The following is a 16401-nucleotide window of genomic DNA, read 5'->3' as shown; positions in this document are numbered from 1 at the left end:
AACAAAATTTGCGTTAGATAGATTTGTAGATGCAAACAGTCTTTATAGGTTGTCGCTAGCATACCATTCGGCAAACGAAGTTTCTGTTTCTTGAAGCTTTAAGGAATGTAATTTGATATTTTCAGGGAGTCTTGCGCTGATCTTATGGGCAAAATCAATAACCATATTTTCACTGGTAGGCTGATAGTCTACTAAAATCACATTATGACCTCTGTCTTGAAGCTCCTTGGCAAGTTCAATATGTGGGGTGTTTTTATTAAAAACGGTGGCGTGATCAAAAATATCCACGATATCCTCCTTAACGATCTTCTTTAAATCACCAAAATCAATTACCATCCCCAGTTTTACATGAGACGTGTCAGTGATAGGAGAACCAATAACCGTAACAGCAAGTTTATAACTATGACCGTGAACGTTGCGACATTTACCGTCATAACCATAAAGTGCGTGACCGGTTTCAAAATCAAATTGTTTGGTGATGCGAATTTTAGACATACTAAATCTTATTTAAAATGCAAAGATACGGGTTTCGTGTTAGGGTTAAAGGAATCAAATTAATAATGTGAAAGTAGCTCTCGGATTGGTCCGACAACCACGCAACCTAAATGATTAAAAAGCATCTATTAAATAAAAAGCAAACCTATGAAACTGTATAAGATTATGATCTTACTGCTCACTATGAGTACAATGATTGGTTGTGAGAATGATGATAGCGATGATACCATTAGTGGAACCTACCAGGGAACCTTTACAGTAACAGATCCGGAAGGGCAAACTTTTACGGAAGATGTAACAGTAATATTCAGCGGGAATCAATATAGCTCTTCTTTGAGAGGGAGTGGGTCCTACATACAAAAATCGAAGACCATGATTTTTAGTGATAAGAATATATGGACAGCTGAATTCGATTGGGGATTAATCCTTAACGGGGTTTATGCATATGAATTTGGAAAAAATAGTCTTCGGTTAACAAAGGGAAATGGGGAACAGTTTCCAACCTACCAATACGATCTTGTGAAATCGGAGTAGTACACCATTCATTTTTTAAATTTTCGAACGTGAAAATGAATGAAAGTAGCCGTATATTTGTAGGCTTTTTTGAAATACTTATACCAAAGTGAACGAACTATATGAGCAGTTGGATTTCGTTGAAAATCCGCTGTTCGAGAAGGTGATTGCTGATATATCTGATCGGCATTATAGTGTAGTAGATAATTTCTTTTCTGCTGAAGAGGTCGTTTCCTTACGCAATTCGCTATTGCAAAAATATGAAGCCGATAGATTTAAAAAATCGGCAATAGGAAACCGAACAAATGAAATGATTGAAAAGGAAATTCGCGGCGATTTTATTCTTTGGATGAATGAAAATGAAACTAATGAAGCCGAAACTACGTTCTTTAATAAAATAAATAACCTGGTTAACTATTTAAACAGAACATGCTTTATGGGGATTCTCCATAAAGAATTTCACTATGCCTTATATCCCGAGGGTACTTTCTATCAAAGACATTTGGATACGTTTGAAAACGACGATCGTAGAGTGCTTTCGGTGGTGTGTTATTTAAATGATCAGGACTGGGATAACAATAACGGGGGTGAATTGGTGTTGTATTTGGATGAAAATGGAAGTGAAGTAGAAAAAAGGCTTTATCCACTTCCGGGACGTGTAGTGATTTTTGAAAGTCAGCGTATTGAGCATGAAGTTATGCGTGTTAATTCCTCCGAACGACTAAGTGTCACTGGATGGTTGAAAACCCGCTAAGATTATTCTTCCGTGTTGAGTTTAATAAAGTCCAGGTAGTAGCTTCTGAGTAAAGATTGCACAAGTTTTTTGTTGGTGTTTTTGTAAAGAAGCTTGTTCTTTTCTGCCACAAAGTAAATGAATAAGCCGAGCTGACTGCTTGGAACTTCAAGGATGTCCAGAATATAAAGGGTATATCCATTCTCTAAAAATGAAGCAGTACCTTCTTTTTGTGAAGCGGCATGCTCTTTTTTAAGTTGTTTACGACGGCCTGAGATCATATTGATTAGCGGATCGGCGCCGAAAACCATTCCTTTTTGTAGAAAGTCATCGGCATATTCAGAGGCGCTTTTCTTCTGATAACTGGCAGCGTATAAACGCCGTTCAGTCGGTGTCATGGCTTTTTTACTATTTATAAAAGGATAGTTCCGGACAGTCTGATGGACTGTAACCGCTTCAAGATCGATGATATCATTGTCAATGTCGATTTGTATTTTACCTGCCGATACATCTCTTGAAGTAACTTCATAAACATATTCCTCAAAACTTGAAGATGCTAATAACAGCCGGTCTCCTGTTTTAGCTTTTATTGTAGTAAAATCATCAGTTATTACCCCTTCAGTTCTGGAATCGATATTAGCAATTTCAAATGCAGAAATAGCTTTACCGTTTTTGTAAACAAAAACAGTCATTAACGAATCTTGCGCTTGTAATTGAAAGCAGCTTAGCAAAAGGAATAGTAAAATACCTCCGCTGGAGATCTTCTTAAGAAGGGGATAGTTGGTGGTAATAACCGTTCGTTTTTTGATTAATGTTGGATGAAATAACGAATAAAATGCATTGGTTACAAGCAGATTAACGTTTCTGAAACACTATTTGTGAACATGTTAACTTAATTAAATCATAAAATCCTTCCATTGTCATTCCGCATTTATTACCGAATCCACCAGATTAGGTGGTCGAAATTATCACCCATGTCATTCCGCACTTGTTGCGGAATCCATCGCAGAAGTTGGTTCAAAGTAGCCCTGTTCACTCTCCTGTCATTCTGTATTTATTACCGAATCCATTCGAAGAGGTGTTGAGACCATCCCCTTGTCCTTCCGCATTTATTGCGGAATCCATCACAGAAGTTGGTTCAAAGCAGTCCTGTTCACTCTCCTGTCATTCCGTATTTATTACGGAATCCATTCAAAGAGGAGTCAAAATTATCCCCTTGTCCTTCCGTATTTATTGCGGAATCCATCACAGAAGTTGGTTCAAAGCAGTCCTGTTCACTCTCCTGTCATTCCGTATTTATTACGGAATCCATTCAAAGAGGAGTCAAAATTATTCCCTTGTCCTTCCGCATTTATTGCGGAATCCATCACAGAAGTTGGTTCAAAGCAGCCCTGTTCACTCTCATGTCATTCCGTATTTATTACGGAATCCATCGCAGAAGTTGGTTCAAAGCAGCCCTGTTCAATCTCCTGTCATTCCTTATTTATTACGGAATCCATTCGAAGAGGTGTTGAAACCATCCCCTTGTCATTCCGCACTTGTTGTGGAATCTCCTATCCCTTGCTTAACCTCCTTTTTCTATAGAAACACAAAAAGAATAGGCTTAAAACCCAAGAGTTCTTTTAAGTTCCAGATATTATTCTATACCTTTGAACCTGAAACTTTAGGGGTGCTGACTTTGTCGGCTGAGATGATGACCCTTGGAACCTGATCCGGTTAATACTGGCGAAGGGAAAAGTTAGAACGCTTCATGTCTTAAAACAAACTTCTGTCGAAGTATTGTTTTCTGTTGTGTTGATACAGCCTGTATTGACGGTTCTCCTAAAGTTTATTGTAAAAAAGCATTTAGAAATGATTACAGTAAACGTAAACAGTGAGACAATTCAAGTTCCGGAAGAGAGCAATCTTAACCAGTTAATCGAGCAATTAAACATGTCAGACGACGGCATTGCCATAGCCCTCGCCAACAATGTGGTACCCAAATCTGAATGGGACACCACCTGCCTCCGGGAAAATCAAAACATTTTAATTATTAAAGCAACTCAGGGAGGATGATAACTTCATTCCTTCAATTAATAACAACACAACAATATTAGGTATATGAAAAAAGACAAAACACCAGGTAAACAGGCAATTTCAAGAGCTCCTTTTCCGAATTCGAGAAAGGTATACGTAAATGGATCTCTCTATCCAGACATAAAAGTACCCATGCGTGAAATCGCATTGAGCGATACCGTAGACAAGTTTAATGGGACCAAAGAACCAAATGAACCTGTATTGGTATATGACACTTCAGGACCCTATACCGATCCGGAGGTAACTATCGATGTTAAAAAAGGACTGGAGCCAATAAGAGAAGAGTGGATTACAAAACGAGGAGATGTAGAACAATTATCGGGTTTAACTTCAGCTTATGGGAATGAACGTTTGAACAATGAAAAGCTGGATGAGCTTCGTTTCAAGCATCTGAAAAATCCTCTTAAGGCGAAGAGCGGGGAGAATGTTACCCAAATGCATTATGCGAAAAAGGGAATTATAACCCCTGAAATGGAGTATATAGCCATAAGAGAAAACCAGAAGCTACAGGAAATTAAAGCCATTACAAAACAACACCCGGGAAATTCCTTTGGGGCCAGTATCCCTCCTGTAATTACTCCTGAGTTCGTAAGGGATGAGGTAGCCAGCGGACGCGCAGTGATCCCGTGCAATATAAACCACCCTGAAAGTGAACCGATGATTATCGGACGTAACTTTTTGGTAAAGATCAATGCCAATATAGGGAACTCAGCGGTTACCTCTTCGATTGAAGAAGAAGTAGAAAAAGCAGTTTGGGCATGCCGATGGGGAGCAGATACCATAATGGACCTCTCTACAGGGAAAAATATTCACGAGACACGAGAATGGATCCTTAGAAACTCTCCGGTGCCAATCGGAACGGTTCCAATCTATCAGGCTTTAGAAAAAGTAAATGGGAAGGCAGAAGATCTTACCTGGGAGATATTCAGAGATACACTAATAGAACAGGCAGAGCAGGGAGTTGATTATTTTACAATCCATGCCGGAGTGCGTTTACGCTATGTGCCTCATACTGCAAAACGCGTTACAGGAATTGTATCCAGAGGAGGATCTATCATGGCAAAATGGTGTCTGGCACATCATAAAGAAAACTTTTTATATACCCACTTCGAAGAGATTTGCGAGATTATGAAAGCCTACGACGTTTCTTTTTCTTTGGGAGATGGACTACGTCCGGGAAGCATAGCCGACGCTAACGATTATGCACAGTTTGCTGAATTGGAAACTTTGGGTGAACTAACTAAAATAGCATGGAAGCACGATGTGCAAACCATTATTGAGGGCCCGGGACACATTCCGATGCATATGATAAAGGAAAATATGGATAAACAACTGAATGAGTGCGGAGAAGCGCCATTCTACACCCTCGGACCACTAACTACTGATATTGCTCCGGGATACGATCATATTACCAGTGGAATCGGAGCTGCTATGATTGGATGGTACGGATGTGCTATGCTTTGTTATGTAACCCCGAAAGAACACCTCGGATTGCCAAATAAAGCAGATGTTAAAGAAGGAGTTATTACCTATAAAATTGCAGCCCACGCAGCAGACCTTGCAAAAGGACACCCGGGAGCACAGCATAGAGACGACGCTATGAGTAAAGCCCGTTTCGAATTTAGATGGGAAGATCAGTTCAATCTGGCACTCGATCCTGATACAGCACGTGAATATCACGATGAAACCCTTCCTTCAGAAAATGCAAAAGTTGCACATTTCTGTTCAATGTGCGGACCTAACTTTTGTTCGATGAAGATCACACAAGATGTTAGAAATTATGCTAAAGAACATGGTTTGGAAGACGAGAAGGCTTTAGAAGAAGGGATGAAAAAGAAGTCAGAAGAGTTTAAAGAAAAGGGAAGCGAGGTTTATTTGTAATATACCATTCCACCTGTCATTCCGTACTAGTTGTGGAATCCATAGAAAGTGGAGTCAATATCAAATAACAACAAAACCAATGTTAATAGTCATAACACCAGAAAATGCAATGATGAGCGAGTGCCGGCAGTTGAACGAAATGTTCGCTGCCGGACTCCAATATTTGCATCTCCGCAAACCCGGTTATGACGAAAAACAATACATAGCGCTATTGAAAGGTATTGAGCAGGAGTATCTCAACAAGGTGGTCTTACATGAGCACCATCACCTCTGTAAAAGTTTTGGATTAAAGGGTGTTCATTTAAAGGAAGGATTTCGAGAAGGTTTAACTACGCAACTCCCTGATTACCTCTTGGAGTTTAAAAGAGAACAATTTACGGTAAGTACCTCCTTTCATGATTTGTCAAAATTAATGCAACAAAACCATTGGTTCGATTATGCCCTCTTAAGTCCCGTTTTTAATTCCATCTCCAAAGAAGCATATGAAGGGAGAGGGTTTCGGGTAAAGCAGCTGAACGGAAAAGTGGTTGGACTCGGAGGAATATCATATGATAACATGGAAAAGCTTGTTGATCTGGGATACCACGGAGCGGCAGTTTTAGGAGCAATATGGCAATCAGAAGATCCGATAGCAGCTTTTAAAAATATTAAGTCAAAATATAGCTTTCAAGATGTCTGATGATAAAAAATTCAGGATGGAGTAGGGAGGAAAATGAAATGTATTTTGAATCGAAAAACAGGAACAGGAGATTCAAACCCTTTAATTAAAAAAGGAACTATGAAGAGTATTTCAAAAATACAATATATATCACAAGGAGGTACCCCCGCCGAACACTTGTTGAATATAAAACAAGTGTGTAAAGGGGGAGTTGATTGGGTGCAATTACGATTAAAGATGGTGTCGGATGAATTATATGCTGAAACTGCAGTTTTGGCAAAGGGAATCTGTGATGCTTACCAGGTTAAACTCATTATTAATGATAATGTTCAGGTAGCACAGGATATTCAGGCGGATGGTGTACACCTGGGGAAAGAGGATATGCATCCGGAACAGGCCAGGCAGATCTTAGGTTCTGATAAGATTATAGGAGGAACCGCAAATACCCTTGATGATTGTATACGATTAAGCCAGGTCGGGGTTGATTATATTGGTCTCGGACCTTATCGCTTTACAACGACTAAAGAAAACTTGAGCCCTGTATTGGGAATCGAAGGATATCAATCCATTGTCAGGGATTTAGTAAATCGTGAAGTCAATTTGCCTATAATCGGAATTGGAGGAATCCAACCTGAAGATGTCATTCACCTGCACCAAACAGGTGTGCATGGTATAGCAATATCCGGGGCTTTAACAAACCCGAATAATATAGATGAAGTAATCGAAAATTTTAGAAACACCTACAGTCAGGTCTAAGGCTTGGCTGAAGGAATTTCTAAGGATTTATGACCTCAATTAAAAAAAGTTTTAAAGAATGAAGAACGACATATTAAAAATTGCCGATAAAGAATTTAATTCTCGATTGTTTACCGGAACCGGAAAATTCAGTGCTTCTGAATTAATGAAACAAGCAATTGTTGCATCCGAAAGTGAGTTGGTTACAGTAGCTTTAAAGCGGGTTGATGTTAAAGATGATCAGGATGATATGCTTTTTCATTTAAGAGATAATCGTATAAATCTTTTGCCTAATACTTCCGGAGTCAGAAATGCTAAGGAAGCTGTCTTTGCAGCGCAACTAGCCAGGGAAGCACTCGAGACCAATTGGATTAAACTCGAAATTCATCCAGATCCTAAATACTTACTGCCAGATCCCGTAGAAACACTTAAAGCGGCTGAAGAACTGGTTAGCCTTGGGTTCGTAGTAATGCCTTATATCCATGCCGATCCGGTATTGTGCAAAAGACTGGAAGAAGTAGGTGCTCAATGTGTAATGCCTTTGGGAGCTCCGATTGGTACGAATAAAGGATTAAAAACACGTGACTTCCTGGAGATCATTATAGAACAAAGCAAGGTGCCGGTTGTTGTGGATGCTGGTATTGGAGCTCCTTCTCATGCCGCAGAAGCTATGGAATTAGGGGCGGATGCTGTATTGGTAAATACAGCCATTGCAGTGTCGCAAAACCCAATAGCTATGGGAGAAGCCTTTAAAATGGCTGTTATTGCCGGTAGAATGGCCTATAATGCCAGGCTGGCCCCTGTTGAAGATAAAAAAGCAATTGCCAGTAGCCCCCTAACCAGTTTTCTTTATGAGTAGTTTCAAAGATACATTGAGTCAATTCGACTGGGACGACACTATGCAAAGCATTCTCGGTAAAACGGCCGTAGATGTGCAGCATGCCCTGAATTCAAAAAAAAGAACCTTAGAAGATTTTAAAGCATTGATCTCACCGGCGGCAAAACCCTATTTGGAAGAAATGGCTCAGCTTAGTAGCCTGATTACCAAAAAGCGTTTTGGGAATACCATGCACATGTATGCGCCATTGTACCTGAGCAATGAATGCCAGAATATTTGCACCTATTGCGGATTTAGCCTTACCAATAAGATTCCACGTCGTACCCTTACAGATGAAGAAATTTTAAAGGAGGCGGCATTTTTAAAAGCTAAAGGTTACGATCATATATTATTGGTAACAGGAGAAGCCAACAGAACCGTTGGAGTTGATTATCTAAACAATGCAATTCAACTCATACGTTCACAGTTCTCCAATATTTCTATAGAGGTACAACCTCTTGATCAGAATGAATATGAATTGCTGGCCTCTAATGGCCTGTATGCCGTATTGGTATACCAGGAAACCTATCATCGTGAAGAATATAAAAAGCACCACCCCAAAGGGAAGAAGTCTAATTTCGATTACCGTTTAGAAACCCCCGACAGGCTTGGTAAAGCAGGAATGCATAAAATCGGTTTAGGAGCGCTGTTCGGCTTGGAAGATTGGCGAGCAGATAGCTTTTTTACCGCCTTGCACCTTAAATATTTACAAAAGACCTATTGGAAAACTAAGTACTCTATTTCCTTTCCACGTCTACGCCCATTCAGTGGTGGATTGGAACCCAAAGTAGAAATGACCGATACCGATTTGGTTCAGCTAATATGTGCCTACAGATTATTGGATGAAGACGTCGAACTCTCAATTTCTACCAGGGAAAGGGAAGTGTTCAGAGATCATATAGTGCAATTAGGTATAACATCAATGAGTGCTGAATCGAAAACCAATCCGGGAGGTTATACAATAGATAAACAATCCTTGGAACAGTTTGAAATTTCAGATGAACGAAGTACCGAAACCATTTCCCAAATGCTTAAAAGCCAAAACATCGAACCCGTCTGGAAAGACTGGGAAAATGATTGGATCTCTGCAATGCCGTAAATGAATTTTATGCGCTTCAGAGCTTTTGATAATTCAAACGAGAACTGAGCTGTTTTATTCATTGGATTAAATCATCGATATGATAAGGACAATAGTAACCTTGTGTAGTAATTTGAAGGCTAAATTTTAATATTGAGTTAAAGTACTTTTAATAATGACTTCTAATTGATAATTTTGTTTTTGTTAATTTATAAGGGTTAATATTGTTAAATAAACAAAAAATGATGAGAAAAATAATAATTCTTCTGTTTTTAGGGTTTGCAGTAGGCGTTTATGCAAACGAAAATGAAAAGGAATGGCAAGATGTTAAAGTTGGAGATACTTTTATCATTTCAGAAGCATCAGCTCATGAATACCAACACCTTCAATTTCCTAAAAGAAATATCATTCTTAAAAAAGGAGGTACGCCTGATTATAAAAGCGTGGAAGGGAATCGCGTACAGGTAACTGAAATTACTACCGAAGCAGATGGCGATGTAATCGTTACATTAGAGAGAACTGATGGAACTAAATTCTACAATAGATATAAAACGGTAAAAGCCAATATTTCTGATGCGGTAAGCAGCGGAGAGTTGGTTGAATAGGGAGATAAATAATTATTACTTAGAGAAACGGCTTTTTAGCCGTTTTTCTTTTTTTGATACCTGTATATGAGATAGGCAATTACCACCAATACCACAAAAGGCAACATGTTTCCAATAAAAACTCCTATGGAATAAGCACTATCTGGAGCATCCTGAAGTTTTTTTTCAATATCTACTTGTAGTAATAATAAATTAACCATGTCTTATTTTTTAAACTTTACTAAAGCTTGTTTGGTGAATTCCGAAAGGACTAGTTTTCCTGAGGTAGCAGCACGATCACTAAGAAGAGTGTCCCAGTTTTCAGTACCCTCCCAAAGTACAGCCTTCATTTCTTTTAATCCTGCAGGATTGTAAGAGGCTAATTTATGTGAAAGAATTGCTATTTCCTTATCCAGGTCTTTTACAGAATCAAAAACGCGCGCATAAAGACCTTTCTCCTTGGCCCAATAAGCGCTTTTCCATTCTTCTGCTGCAAGCGTAAGTTCTCCTAAACCTGAAACACCGATCTTACGTTCCACCGCTGGAGCGATTACAAAAGGTCCGATACCTATGGTAAGCTCAGAAAGCTTAATTGAAGCAGCTTCTGTAGCCATCGCATAATCACAAGCAGCAATTAAACCGACACCCCCACCAACAGCCTTTCCTTGTATCCTTCCGATAATAATCTTGCCACAAGTTCGCATTGCATTAATCACATTGGCAAAACCACTAAAGAATCTTTTTCCCTCTTCCAGGGTTTTTATGGCCACAAGTTCATTGAATGAGGCTCCTGCACAAAAAGCTTTCTCTCCTTCACTCTTCAAAACGATAATATGAACAGCATTGTTTTGTGATAAAGAGTTTATTTCATTCGTAAGTCTGTCCAAAAGTTCAGAGGGAAATGCGTTGCTTGCAGGATGTCCGAATTCAATCGTGGCAACTTTACTTTCGATCTGAGTATATAAACTTCCATTCATTCTTTCTGTGGTCATCTTGGTCGTTTTAGTGTGTGCACTAAGTTACGGCTTTTAAATATTTTCTTCGAAACTTAACCACCAAAGTTATGCTCCTGATCAACATCCATACAACAAAGGAAATCCAGATGGCATAGAGCTCAAGATCAAAATGATCTGCAATCAATAAGGTTGGCCAAAACCCAAGAAAAGTGGCAGCTAAAAGTACATTTCTCAAATAAGCCGCTTCTCCCATTCCCTTAAACATTCCGTCAAACATAAAAGCAATGGCATTGATAGGCTGCATTAAAAGAACAATCCAAAATACCGAAGAAAATAAAGTGAGTACCGATGTCTCTTTGTTAAAAATCAATCCGATCTGATCATAAAATAGCCCACAAATAATCATGAGAAGAACTGCAATGATCGTTGAGTATAAGCTAATATCTTTACTGAGCTTCCAGAGTTTTTTATAGTCTTTAGCTCCTAACAGTTTTCCCGAAATGGCATTGCCCGCATTCGCATAACCATCGATAAAAAAGGAAAAGAATAACCAAATGTTCATTAAAATACTTTGAGCAGCAATATAATTTTTACCATAATCGGTAGCATAGGCATTAGCTAAATAAATGGCAAAGTTTAAAGCAGCGGTTCGTACAAATAAATTAGCGCTCATTATGAGAAGATCCTTCATTCTGGGGTTTATGCTTCTTTTTACTTTTAATCCAAATGGCGTCTTGGTAAAAAAGAAATAAAAGGCCATTAGAAGCATAACCAACTGCGAGATCACACTGGCAATAGCAGCGCCCTTTAAATGCATAGCAGGGATAAAATCTTCAATACCATAAACTAATGCATAATCCAGTAGAACATTCAATAAAGCTCCTGTTAAGCTGCACTTCATGGCCCAAAGCGTGTTCTGAAGCCCTCTGAATACTCCAAAAATCGCAAATGTAACGAGGGTTAACGGATAGCCCAGTGCCCTGATCTTGTAGTATTCGGCAGCATAATTTAATATAAGACCATCGGCATTGTATATTTTAAAAATAGCCGTTGCAAACCAGGCCGTTGATGCATAGATGGCCAGGCTGAACAAAAAATTGAATAGAATAGCCTGTGGTACTAACGTTTTAACAGCATGCAATCGGTTAGCGCCCAGATGTTGTGAAACAATAGAGGATATGGCAGTTTTGGTTTGGGCTACGATCCAAATAATGGCAGATAAAAAGGACCCCACGATACCCGCCGCAGCCAGAGCCTCAACCGGATTTTCGTCTACATTTCCAATAACTCCTATATCAGTTAACGATATCAGTGGTTCAGCAATACCTGCAATGATAGCAGGGATGGCCAGTTTGTTAATTTCCTTAAAAGAGATTTTATGTTTCAATGCAATACTTTCTCGTAACAATAAAATGGATGCTCACTCTGCTTTGGAAAAAAGACTTCCCCTAAGCGTTTGTAGCCGCGAAGTTCGTAAAATTTTTGGTTACGGAGATTCTTGCTGAAGGTGTCTAATCTTATAGAGATATAACCATTATCTATGGCGTAACCTTCCGCATAGTCCATAAGCGATTGAGCATAGCCTTGTCCTTGTAGGTCAGGATGTATAGCAAGCCGGTGAATGTAAATATGGTCCTGGTCGTTCGGGGTCAACCAGGTAATAGGTTCATAAACGTCATCCATGATAGTTGATATAACAATACAGCCTGCAATCTGCCCCTCGACTTTTAATGTGTAAAGCTCTTCATGGTCAATGTCCGTTTCAAAGGCGGCCCTGGAAGGATAACTTTCATTCCATTGATAGATGCCCTTCTTTTGCATAAAAGCAGCACAAGCCTTTGTGAGCTTCAGTAATGCATCGATTTCGTTTTTTTGTGCCCTCGAAATAATCATAAGTTAGAATTAGAGTAGGTTGAGGGTTCGAATTAAATAAAATGAAAGTTTATTATCAAATTCTCTAAAAATAATTTATTTTTGACCTTTGAAATTCTGGGGATGTAGCTCAGCTGGCTAGAGCGTTTGACTGGCAGTCAAAAGGTCGTGGGTTCGACTCCCATCTTCTCCACTTAAATAAAAACCCTCGTAAACCATTAGTATGCGAGGGTTTTGTTTTTTTAGCCTTTAATTAATTTAGATTTCAATACCCATATAAAACACCCTCACCGGAATTTGTAATGTTCAGTTGAACACGGTTGCCATCTACTTGTAGGTTTGTGATATCAAAGGTTAATTCTTTAGTGATATATGCTTCGCAGAGTTCTTCATTCTTGAGTGATAATCTTAAATTTCTTTGTGGGGGATTTGATTCTAAAACAACTCCGGAATCAATGAGTTTTAATTCCCACGATTCTCCACTGCATCCTCCTGAACTAAAATTAATTTTCAAACAATTGCCTTCTATGGCTAAACTGTTTATGGTTAACTTGTCTGAAGGAGCGCTGGTGTACTGTTCAGAGCTTATTACAGTTTTGCGATCACAGCCATTTGAATTGCTGTTGTCATTATCATCATTAGAACAACTTAAAAGGATGAATCCTATTAACGTTAAGGTTAGTAAATGCTTCATTTATTACAGCCTGTTTCTTTCTAGATGAAGTTCTTTTCATATGGTTGCTTCAATACGAAATAATAGATGATTTCTTCCAAAATAAATCCCTGTTCATGGGGTTTATACAGACAATTTAAAATATCTTTATTGTGTAATTAAAGGTTGTCAGGTAGACTGGTTTGTAAACATAAATAATTATCATGTTATCAAAAATTGGTTTAACCTTTAGTTTTTTGCTGCTATTGCTATTAAGTGCATGCAAGAAAGATGCTTATATTAATGTAAAGGAGTCTGATCATGTCGCTGTCAACGCAGAATTCGTAGGTGATCAGGCCTGTATTTCATGTCACCAAAAAGAGTATGATTCCTGGAAAGGATCTCACCATGATCAGGCTATGAAAGTAGCGGATTCTGTGAGTGTTTTGGGTAATTTCAATAATATAGCTTTTGAGTATAATGGAGGCAAGGCAAATTTTTTCAAGAAAGGTTCTGACTACTATGTGCAAATTACAGGACCAGATAATTTAATTCACGATTATAAAGTAAAATATACCTTCGGAGTTACTCCATTACAACAATACATCGTAGCGCTTGATAATGGGGAATTCCAATGTCTGACCATTGCCTGGGATAGTGTCAAAAACAAATGGTTTAACCTGTATCCCGATTTAACGATAGCTACTGATGAGTGGATTCATTGGACAGGGGGAGGAATGCGATGGAATACAGCCTGTGCCGATTGTCATTCGACCGATCTGCATAAAAATTACAATCCGAATACAGATGTTTATAAAACAAGCTTTAAACAAATTAATGTAAGTTGTGAAGCTTGCCATGGTCCTGCTGCCGATCATGTTAATTTCTACAAACAAGGATTGGCAAAAGAAAGCCCTCAAAAACTCTTTATGAATGGAGACGAAAGTTCCGTTGAGCTGGTAGATCGCTGCGCGCGTTGCCACTCGCGCCGTACACAGCTCACGAAAGACTATAAACATCATGAAGGTTTTAAAGATCATTACCTGGAGGCTTTATTAACACCGCCACTGTATGAGGGTGATGGACAGATTAATGATGAGGTGTATGTTTATGGGTCTTTTAAGCAAAGTAAAATGTATCATAACGGCATATCATGTAAAGATTGCCATGATGTGCATTCATTAAAATTAAAAAAACAGGGAAATGCGTTATGCCTTAGTTGTCATGAACCAAAATACAATTCGGAAGCCCATCATAATCATGCAAATGGAACACCGGGTTCGGAATGTATAAATTGTCACATGACAGGCAAAGTGTACATGGGGAATGATTTTAGAAGAGACCATAGCTTTCGTATTCCGCGACCTGATCAATCAGTAGCCTATGGCACTCCCAATGCATGTAATTCTTGCCATAATGATAAAAGCGCCGAATGGGCGGTTAAAGCGTTACACTCATGGGGAACCGATAAGGCAATGTCGGATAAAGCTCATTTTTCAGATTACCTGCTCGCTGGATACTCAGGAAATAAAGAAGCGTTTTATTACTTGCTTAATAATCCGGCATTTCCTGAAATTGCCAGAGCAACTGCACTGAGAAATTATACGAATATGTCGTTGTCTGAAGCTGAGGTAAAACAGTTAAAGAAGTTTTTAAGCGACTCCTCAGCCTTGGTAAGAAATGAAGCCGTCGTCTCCTATACCAAATTCGGAGATACCAGTGTGGTGAATACTATAGAAAAACTTTTAAATGATACAGTGCGGGTTGTGCGTATCTCAAGTGCAAAATTTATTGGAGTTTATGGTCACGAAAGGGTAAATTCCAAAAAGTTTGAATCGGCTCATAAAGAGTTTTTAGACTTTCTGGAAATGAATTCAGATTTCTCGACCGGGCAAGAGCAGATAGCTGAATATAAATATCTTAAAAATGAAGTCGAAGATGCTATAGAAGCTTATGAACGGGCTATTCAGCTCGATAATTATAATAATAATGCAAGAGTAAATTTGGCTTTCCTGTATTATCAAAACGGGGCAGCCAAAAAAGCAGCCCGGTTATATGCTAAAATTATAGAACAAGAACCGGAAAATAGCTACCCTTATTATATGCTCGGATTGCTATTTAATGAGCTGGGAAAAAATGATGCAGCATTAAAGTACTTGGCACAAGCCTGTGAAAGGGAACCTTTTAATCTTCGAGCTTTCTATAATTATGCCCTCAAATTACAACAACAAGGAAATTATACGCATTCAATGCAGGTAATTGATGAAGCATTACAACATGCGCCCGAAAATGCCGATTTATTATATGTTAAAGCGATTGGAGCACTCGAGTTAAAACAAATAGGACTAGCACGTGCCATTGCCCAAAAGTTGGTCGCCTCATTTCCCAATCAGCCTGGATATGCAAACCTGCTTCAGGAAATTGAAAAACGTGCAGAAAAAATAATGCTTAAGTAAAAAGAGGAGTCTGATATCTGAAATAATAGAATCGGTCTTGGGGTGTTTAACAAAACTATAACCGATCAGGTTTTCTTCTCCATAAAAAGGATTTTATATTTATAAAAAATTGATATAATTATGAGTTTAGTAGATAAAGTGGTGTATATCACCGGAGGAACAAAAGGAATAGGCTATGGTATAGCTGAAGTGTTACTGCATTCAGGAATGCGTGTGGCAATTTCCGGACGTAATTTAGAAGATGCCCAAAAAGCAGCGGCAAGTTTAACAGAAGATGATAGCAGGGTTCTTGGAATAGCTTCAGATGTAACCAAACTCGATGATGAAAATATGGCTGTAAAGGCTATCCTTGACAAGTTCGGGCAGTTGGATGTAGTACTTGCTAATGCGGGTGTAGGTCATTTTGCGCCAATTGATGAACTTGAAGTCGATAAGTGGAATCAAATGATCGACACGAATTTGAATGGAGTTTTTCATACCCTTAAAGCTTCGGTAGACGCCTTAAAGGAGTCAAAAGGTTATTATATAACCCTGGCAAGCCTTGCCGGAACAAATTTTTTCCCAACAGCCGCAGGTTATAATGCAACTAAATTTGGAGTTGTTGGCTTCACTCAGGCAGTAATGCTCGATTTAAGACCTTATGATATAAAGGTAAGTACTATTATGCCGGGTTCTGTCGCCTCTCATTTCAATAATAACGAACCGGGCGATAAAGACGCATGGAAAATTCAACCGGAAGATATCGGTAAACTGGTAGTGGATCTGCTAACAATGCATCCACGTACCTTACCAAGTAAAATAGAGGTAAGGCCTTCCAGACCAGACAAAAAATAGA

General features: G+C 38.8%; 18 protein-coding genes, 1 tRNA gene and 1 riboswitch. Of the genes, 12 read left to right on the top strand and 7 right to left on the bottom strand.

Annotated elements, in window-relative coordinates; genetic code table 11:
* Nucleotides 1–42: 42 nt before the first annotated feature.
* Nucleotides 43–495, bottom strand: coding sequence for a 6-pyruvoyl trahydropterin synthase family protein (locus tag P278_RS13125; RefSeq protein WP_038267626.1), 453 nt, complete (start codon nt 493–495; stop codon nt 43–45).
* Nucleotides 496–642: 147 nt separating this feature from the next.
* Between P278_RS13125 and P278_RS13120 the strand changes: the two genes are divergently transcribed.
* The gene (locus P278_RS13120) at nt 643–1029 is read left to right on the top strand and encodes a hypothetical protein (protein ID WP_038267623.1); all 387 of its coding nucleotides are present in this window, start codon (nt 643–645) and stop codon (nt 1027–1029) included.
* A gap of 88 nt (nt 1030–1117) precedes the next feature.
* Complete coding sequence (locus P278_RS13115) at nt 1118–1762, top strand: 2OG-Fe(II) oxygenase (protein ID WP_038267620.1); 645 nt, start codon at nt 1118–1120, stop codon at nt 1760–1762.
* A 2-nt stretch (nt 1763–1764) separates the two neighbouring features.
* Here the strand turns inward: P278_RS13115 and P278_RS13110 are convergent, their stop codons facing one another.
* Nucleotides 1765–2433, bottom strand: a complete 669-nt coding sequence (locus tag P278_RS13110; RefSeq protein ID WP_051413557.1) for a hypothetical protein — start codon at nt 2431–2433, stop codon at nt 1765–1767.
* Nucleotides 2434–3396: 963 nt separating this feature from the next.
* Nucleotides 3397–3492: riboswitch (TPP riboswitch) on the top strand.
* Between the two features lie 100 nt (nt 3493–3592).
* Here P278_RS13110 and thiS point away from each other — a divergent pair.
* The 7 genes from thiS to P278_RS13075 all read left to right on the top strand — a co-directional run bounded on the left by thiS (nt 3593) and on the right by P278_RS13075 (nt 9651).
* Nucleotides 3593–3796: a sulfur carrier protein ThiS gene (gene thiS / locus P278_RS13105; RefSeq protein WP_051413556.1), complete on the top strand. Its 204-nt coding sequence runs from the start codon at nt 3593–3595 to the stop codon at nt 3794–3796.
* A gap of 45 nt (nt 3797–3841) precedes the next feature.
* Entirely contained in the window at nt 3842–5698 is a 1857-nt protein-coding gene (gene thiC, locus P278_RS13100) for a phosphomethylpyrimidine synthase ThiC (protein ID WP_038267616.1), read from the top strand.
* Nucleotides 5699–5777: 79 nt separating this feature from the next.
* Entirely contained in the window at nt 5778–6377 is a 600-nt protein-coding gene (locus P278_RS13095) for a thiamine phosphate synthase (protein WP_038267613.1), read from the top strand.
* A gap of 99 nt (nt 6378–6476) precedes the next feature.
* A complete protein-coding gene (locus P278_RS13090; RefSeq protein WP_038267983.1) occupies nt 6477–7112 on the top strand; it encodes a thiamine phosphate synthase in 636 nt (211 codons plus the stop codon).
* Between the two features lie 58 nt (nt 7113–7170).
* Nucleotides 7171–7950: a thiazole synthase gene (locus P278_RS13085; RefSeq protein ID WP_038267611.1), complete on the top strand. Its 780-nt coding sequence runs from the start codon at nt 7171–7173 to the stop codon at nt 7948–7950.
* Nucleotides 7943–9067: a 2-iminoacetate synthase ThiH gene (gene thiH / locus P278_RS13080; protein ID WP_038267608.1), complete on the top strand. Its 1125-nt coding sequence runs from the start codon at nt 7943–7945 to the stop codon at nt 9065–9067. The genes P278_RS13085 and thiH overlap by 8 nt, the downstream gene beginning before the upstream one ends.
* Nucleotides 9068–9288: 221 nt before the next feature.
* On the top strand, nt 9289–9651 hold the full coding sequence (locus P278_RS13075) for a hypothetical protein (protein WP_139226649.1): 363 nt from the start codon (nt 9289–9291) through the stop codon (nt 9649–9651).
* Between the two features lie 35 nt (nt 9652–9686).
* Here the strand turns inward: P278_RS13075 and P278_RS16685 are convergent, their stop codons facing one another.
* The 4 genes from P278_RS16685 to P278_RS13060 are packed head-to-tail and all read right to left on the bottom strand — an operon-like array spanning nt 9687 to nt 12479.
* Nucleotides 9687–9851, bottom strand: a complete 165-nt coding sequence (locus P278_RS16685; RefSeq protein WP_175496554.1) for a hypothetical protein — start codon at nt 9849–9851, stop codon at nt 9687–9689.
* A gap of 3 nt (nt 9852–9854) precedes the next feature.
* Nucleotides 9855–10622: an enoyl-CoA hydratase/isomerase family protein gene (locus P278_RS13070; RefSeq protein WP_038267606.1), complete on the bottom strand. Its 768-nt coding sequence runs from the start codon at nt 10620–10622 to the stop codon at nt 9855–9857.
* Between the two features lie 22 nt (nt 10623–10644).
* Nucleotides 10645–11973, bottom strand: coding sequence for an MATE family efflux transporter (locus P278_RS13065; RefSeq protein ID WP_038267603.1), 1329 nt, complete (start codon nt 11971–11973; stop codon nt 10645–10647).
* Entirely contained in the window at nt 11970–12479 is a 510-nt protein-coding gene (locus P278_RS13060; RefSeq protein WP_394331295.1) for a GNAT family N-acetyltransferase, read from the bottom strand. Before P278_RS13060 ends, P278_RS13065 begins: the two co-directional genes overlap by 4 nt.
* 98 nt (nt 12480–12577) lie before the next feature.
* Here P278_RS13060 and P278_RS13055 point away from each other — a divergent pair.
* Nucleotides 12578–12651: transfer RNA gene (locus P278_RS13055), tRNA-Ala, on the top strand.
* Nucleotides 12652–12723: 72 nt separating this feature from the next.
* On the opposite strand, the gene P278_RS13050 is transcribed toward P278_RS13055, so the two are convergent.
* Complete coding sequence (locus tag P278_RS13050; RefSeq protein WP_038267601.1) at nt 12724–13152, bottom strand: hypothetical protein; 429 nt, start codon at nt 13150–13152, stop codon at nt 12724–12726.
* 182 nt (nt 13153–13334) lie between these two features.
* Between P278_RS13050 and P278_RS13045 the strand changes: the two genes are divergently transcribed.
* Nucleotides 13335–15566, top strand: coding sequence for a tetratricopeptide repeat protein (locus tag P278_RS13045; RefSeq protein WP_038267598.1), 2232 nt, complete (start codon nt 13335–13337; stop codon nt 15564–15566).
* A 120-nt stretch (nt 15567–15686) separates the two neighbouring features.
* Nucleotides 15687–16400, top strand: coding sequence for an SDR family oxidoreductase (locus P278_RS13040; protein ID WP_038267596.1), 714 nt, complete (start codon nt 15687–15689; stop codon nt 16398–16400).
* Nucleotide 16401 lies beyond the last annotated feature (1 nt).

It is taken from the genome of Zhouia amylolytica AD3 (genome assembly GCF_000511935.2).
GTDB classification, from domain to species: Bacteria; Bacteroidota; Bacteroidia; order Flavobacteriales; family Flavobacteriaceae; genus Zhouia; species Zhouia amylolytica.
This window is presented reverse-complemented; position numbering and strand designations above follow the sequence as displayed.

Bases quoted from the DNA above. Each gene is read 5' to 3' on its own strand.
- P278_RS13050 (WP_038267601.1), bottom strand. From the start codon at position 13,152: ATGAAGCATTTACTAACCTTAACGTTAATAGGATTCATCCTTTTAAGT.
- thiH (WP_038267608.1), top strand. From the start codon at position 7,943: ATGAGTAGTTTCAAAGATACATTGAGTCAATTCGACTGGGACGACACT.
- P278_RS13075 (WP_139226649.1), top strand. From the start codon at position 9,289: ATGATGAGAAAAATAATAATTCTTCTGTTTTTAGGGTTTGCAGTAGGC.
- P278_RS13120 (WP_038267623.1), top strand. From the start codon at position 643: ATGAAACTGTATAAGATTATGATCTTACTGCTCACTATGAGTACAATG.
- P278_RS13040 (WP_038267596.1), top strand. From the start codon at position 15,687: ATGAGTTTAGTAGATAAAGTGGTGTATATCACCGGAGGAACAAAAGGA.
- P278_RS16685 (WP_175496554.1), bottom strand. From the start codon at position 9,851: ATGGTTAATTTATTATTACTACAAGTAGATATTGAAAAAAAACTTCAG.
- P278_RS13110 (WP_051413557.1), bottom strand. From the start codon at position 2,433: ATGACTGTTTTTGTTTACAAAAACGGTAAAGCTATTTCTGCATTTGAA.
- P278_RS13125 (WP_038267626.1), bottom strand. From the start codon at position 495: ATGTCTAAAATTCGCATCACCAAACAATTTGATTTTGAAACCGGTCAC.
- P278_RS13090 (WP_038267983.1), top strand. From the start codon at position 6,477: ATGAAGAGTATTTCAAAAATACAATATATATCACAAGGAGGTACCCCC.
- P278_RS13070 (WP_038267606.1), bottom strand. From the start codon at position 10,622: ATGACCACAGAAAGAATGAATGGAAGTTTATATACTCAGATCGAAAGT.
- thiS (WP_051413556.1), top strand. From the start codon at position 3,593: ATGATTACAGTAAACGTAAACAGTGAGACAATTCAAGTTCCGGAAGAG.
- P278_RS13095 (WP_038267613.1), top strand. From the start codon at position 5,778: ATGTTAATAGTCATAACACCAGAAAATGCAATGATGAGCGAGTGCCGG.
- P278_RS13045 (WP_038267598.1), top strand. From the start codon at position 13,335: ATGTTATCAAAAATTGGTTTAACCTTTAGTTTTTTGCTGCTATTGCTA.
- P278_RS13060 (WP_394331295.1), bottom strand. From the start codon at position 12,479: ATGATTATTTCGAGGGCACAAAAAAACGAAATCGATGCATTACTGAAG.
- P278_RS13085 (WP_038267611.1), top strand. From the start codon at position 7,171: ATGAAGAACGACATATTAAAAATTGCCGATAAAGAATTTAATTCTCGA.
- thiC (WP_038267616.1), top strand. From the start codon at position 3,842: ATGAAAAAAGACAAAACACCAGGTAAACAGGCAATTTCAAGAGCTCCT.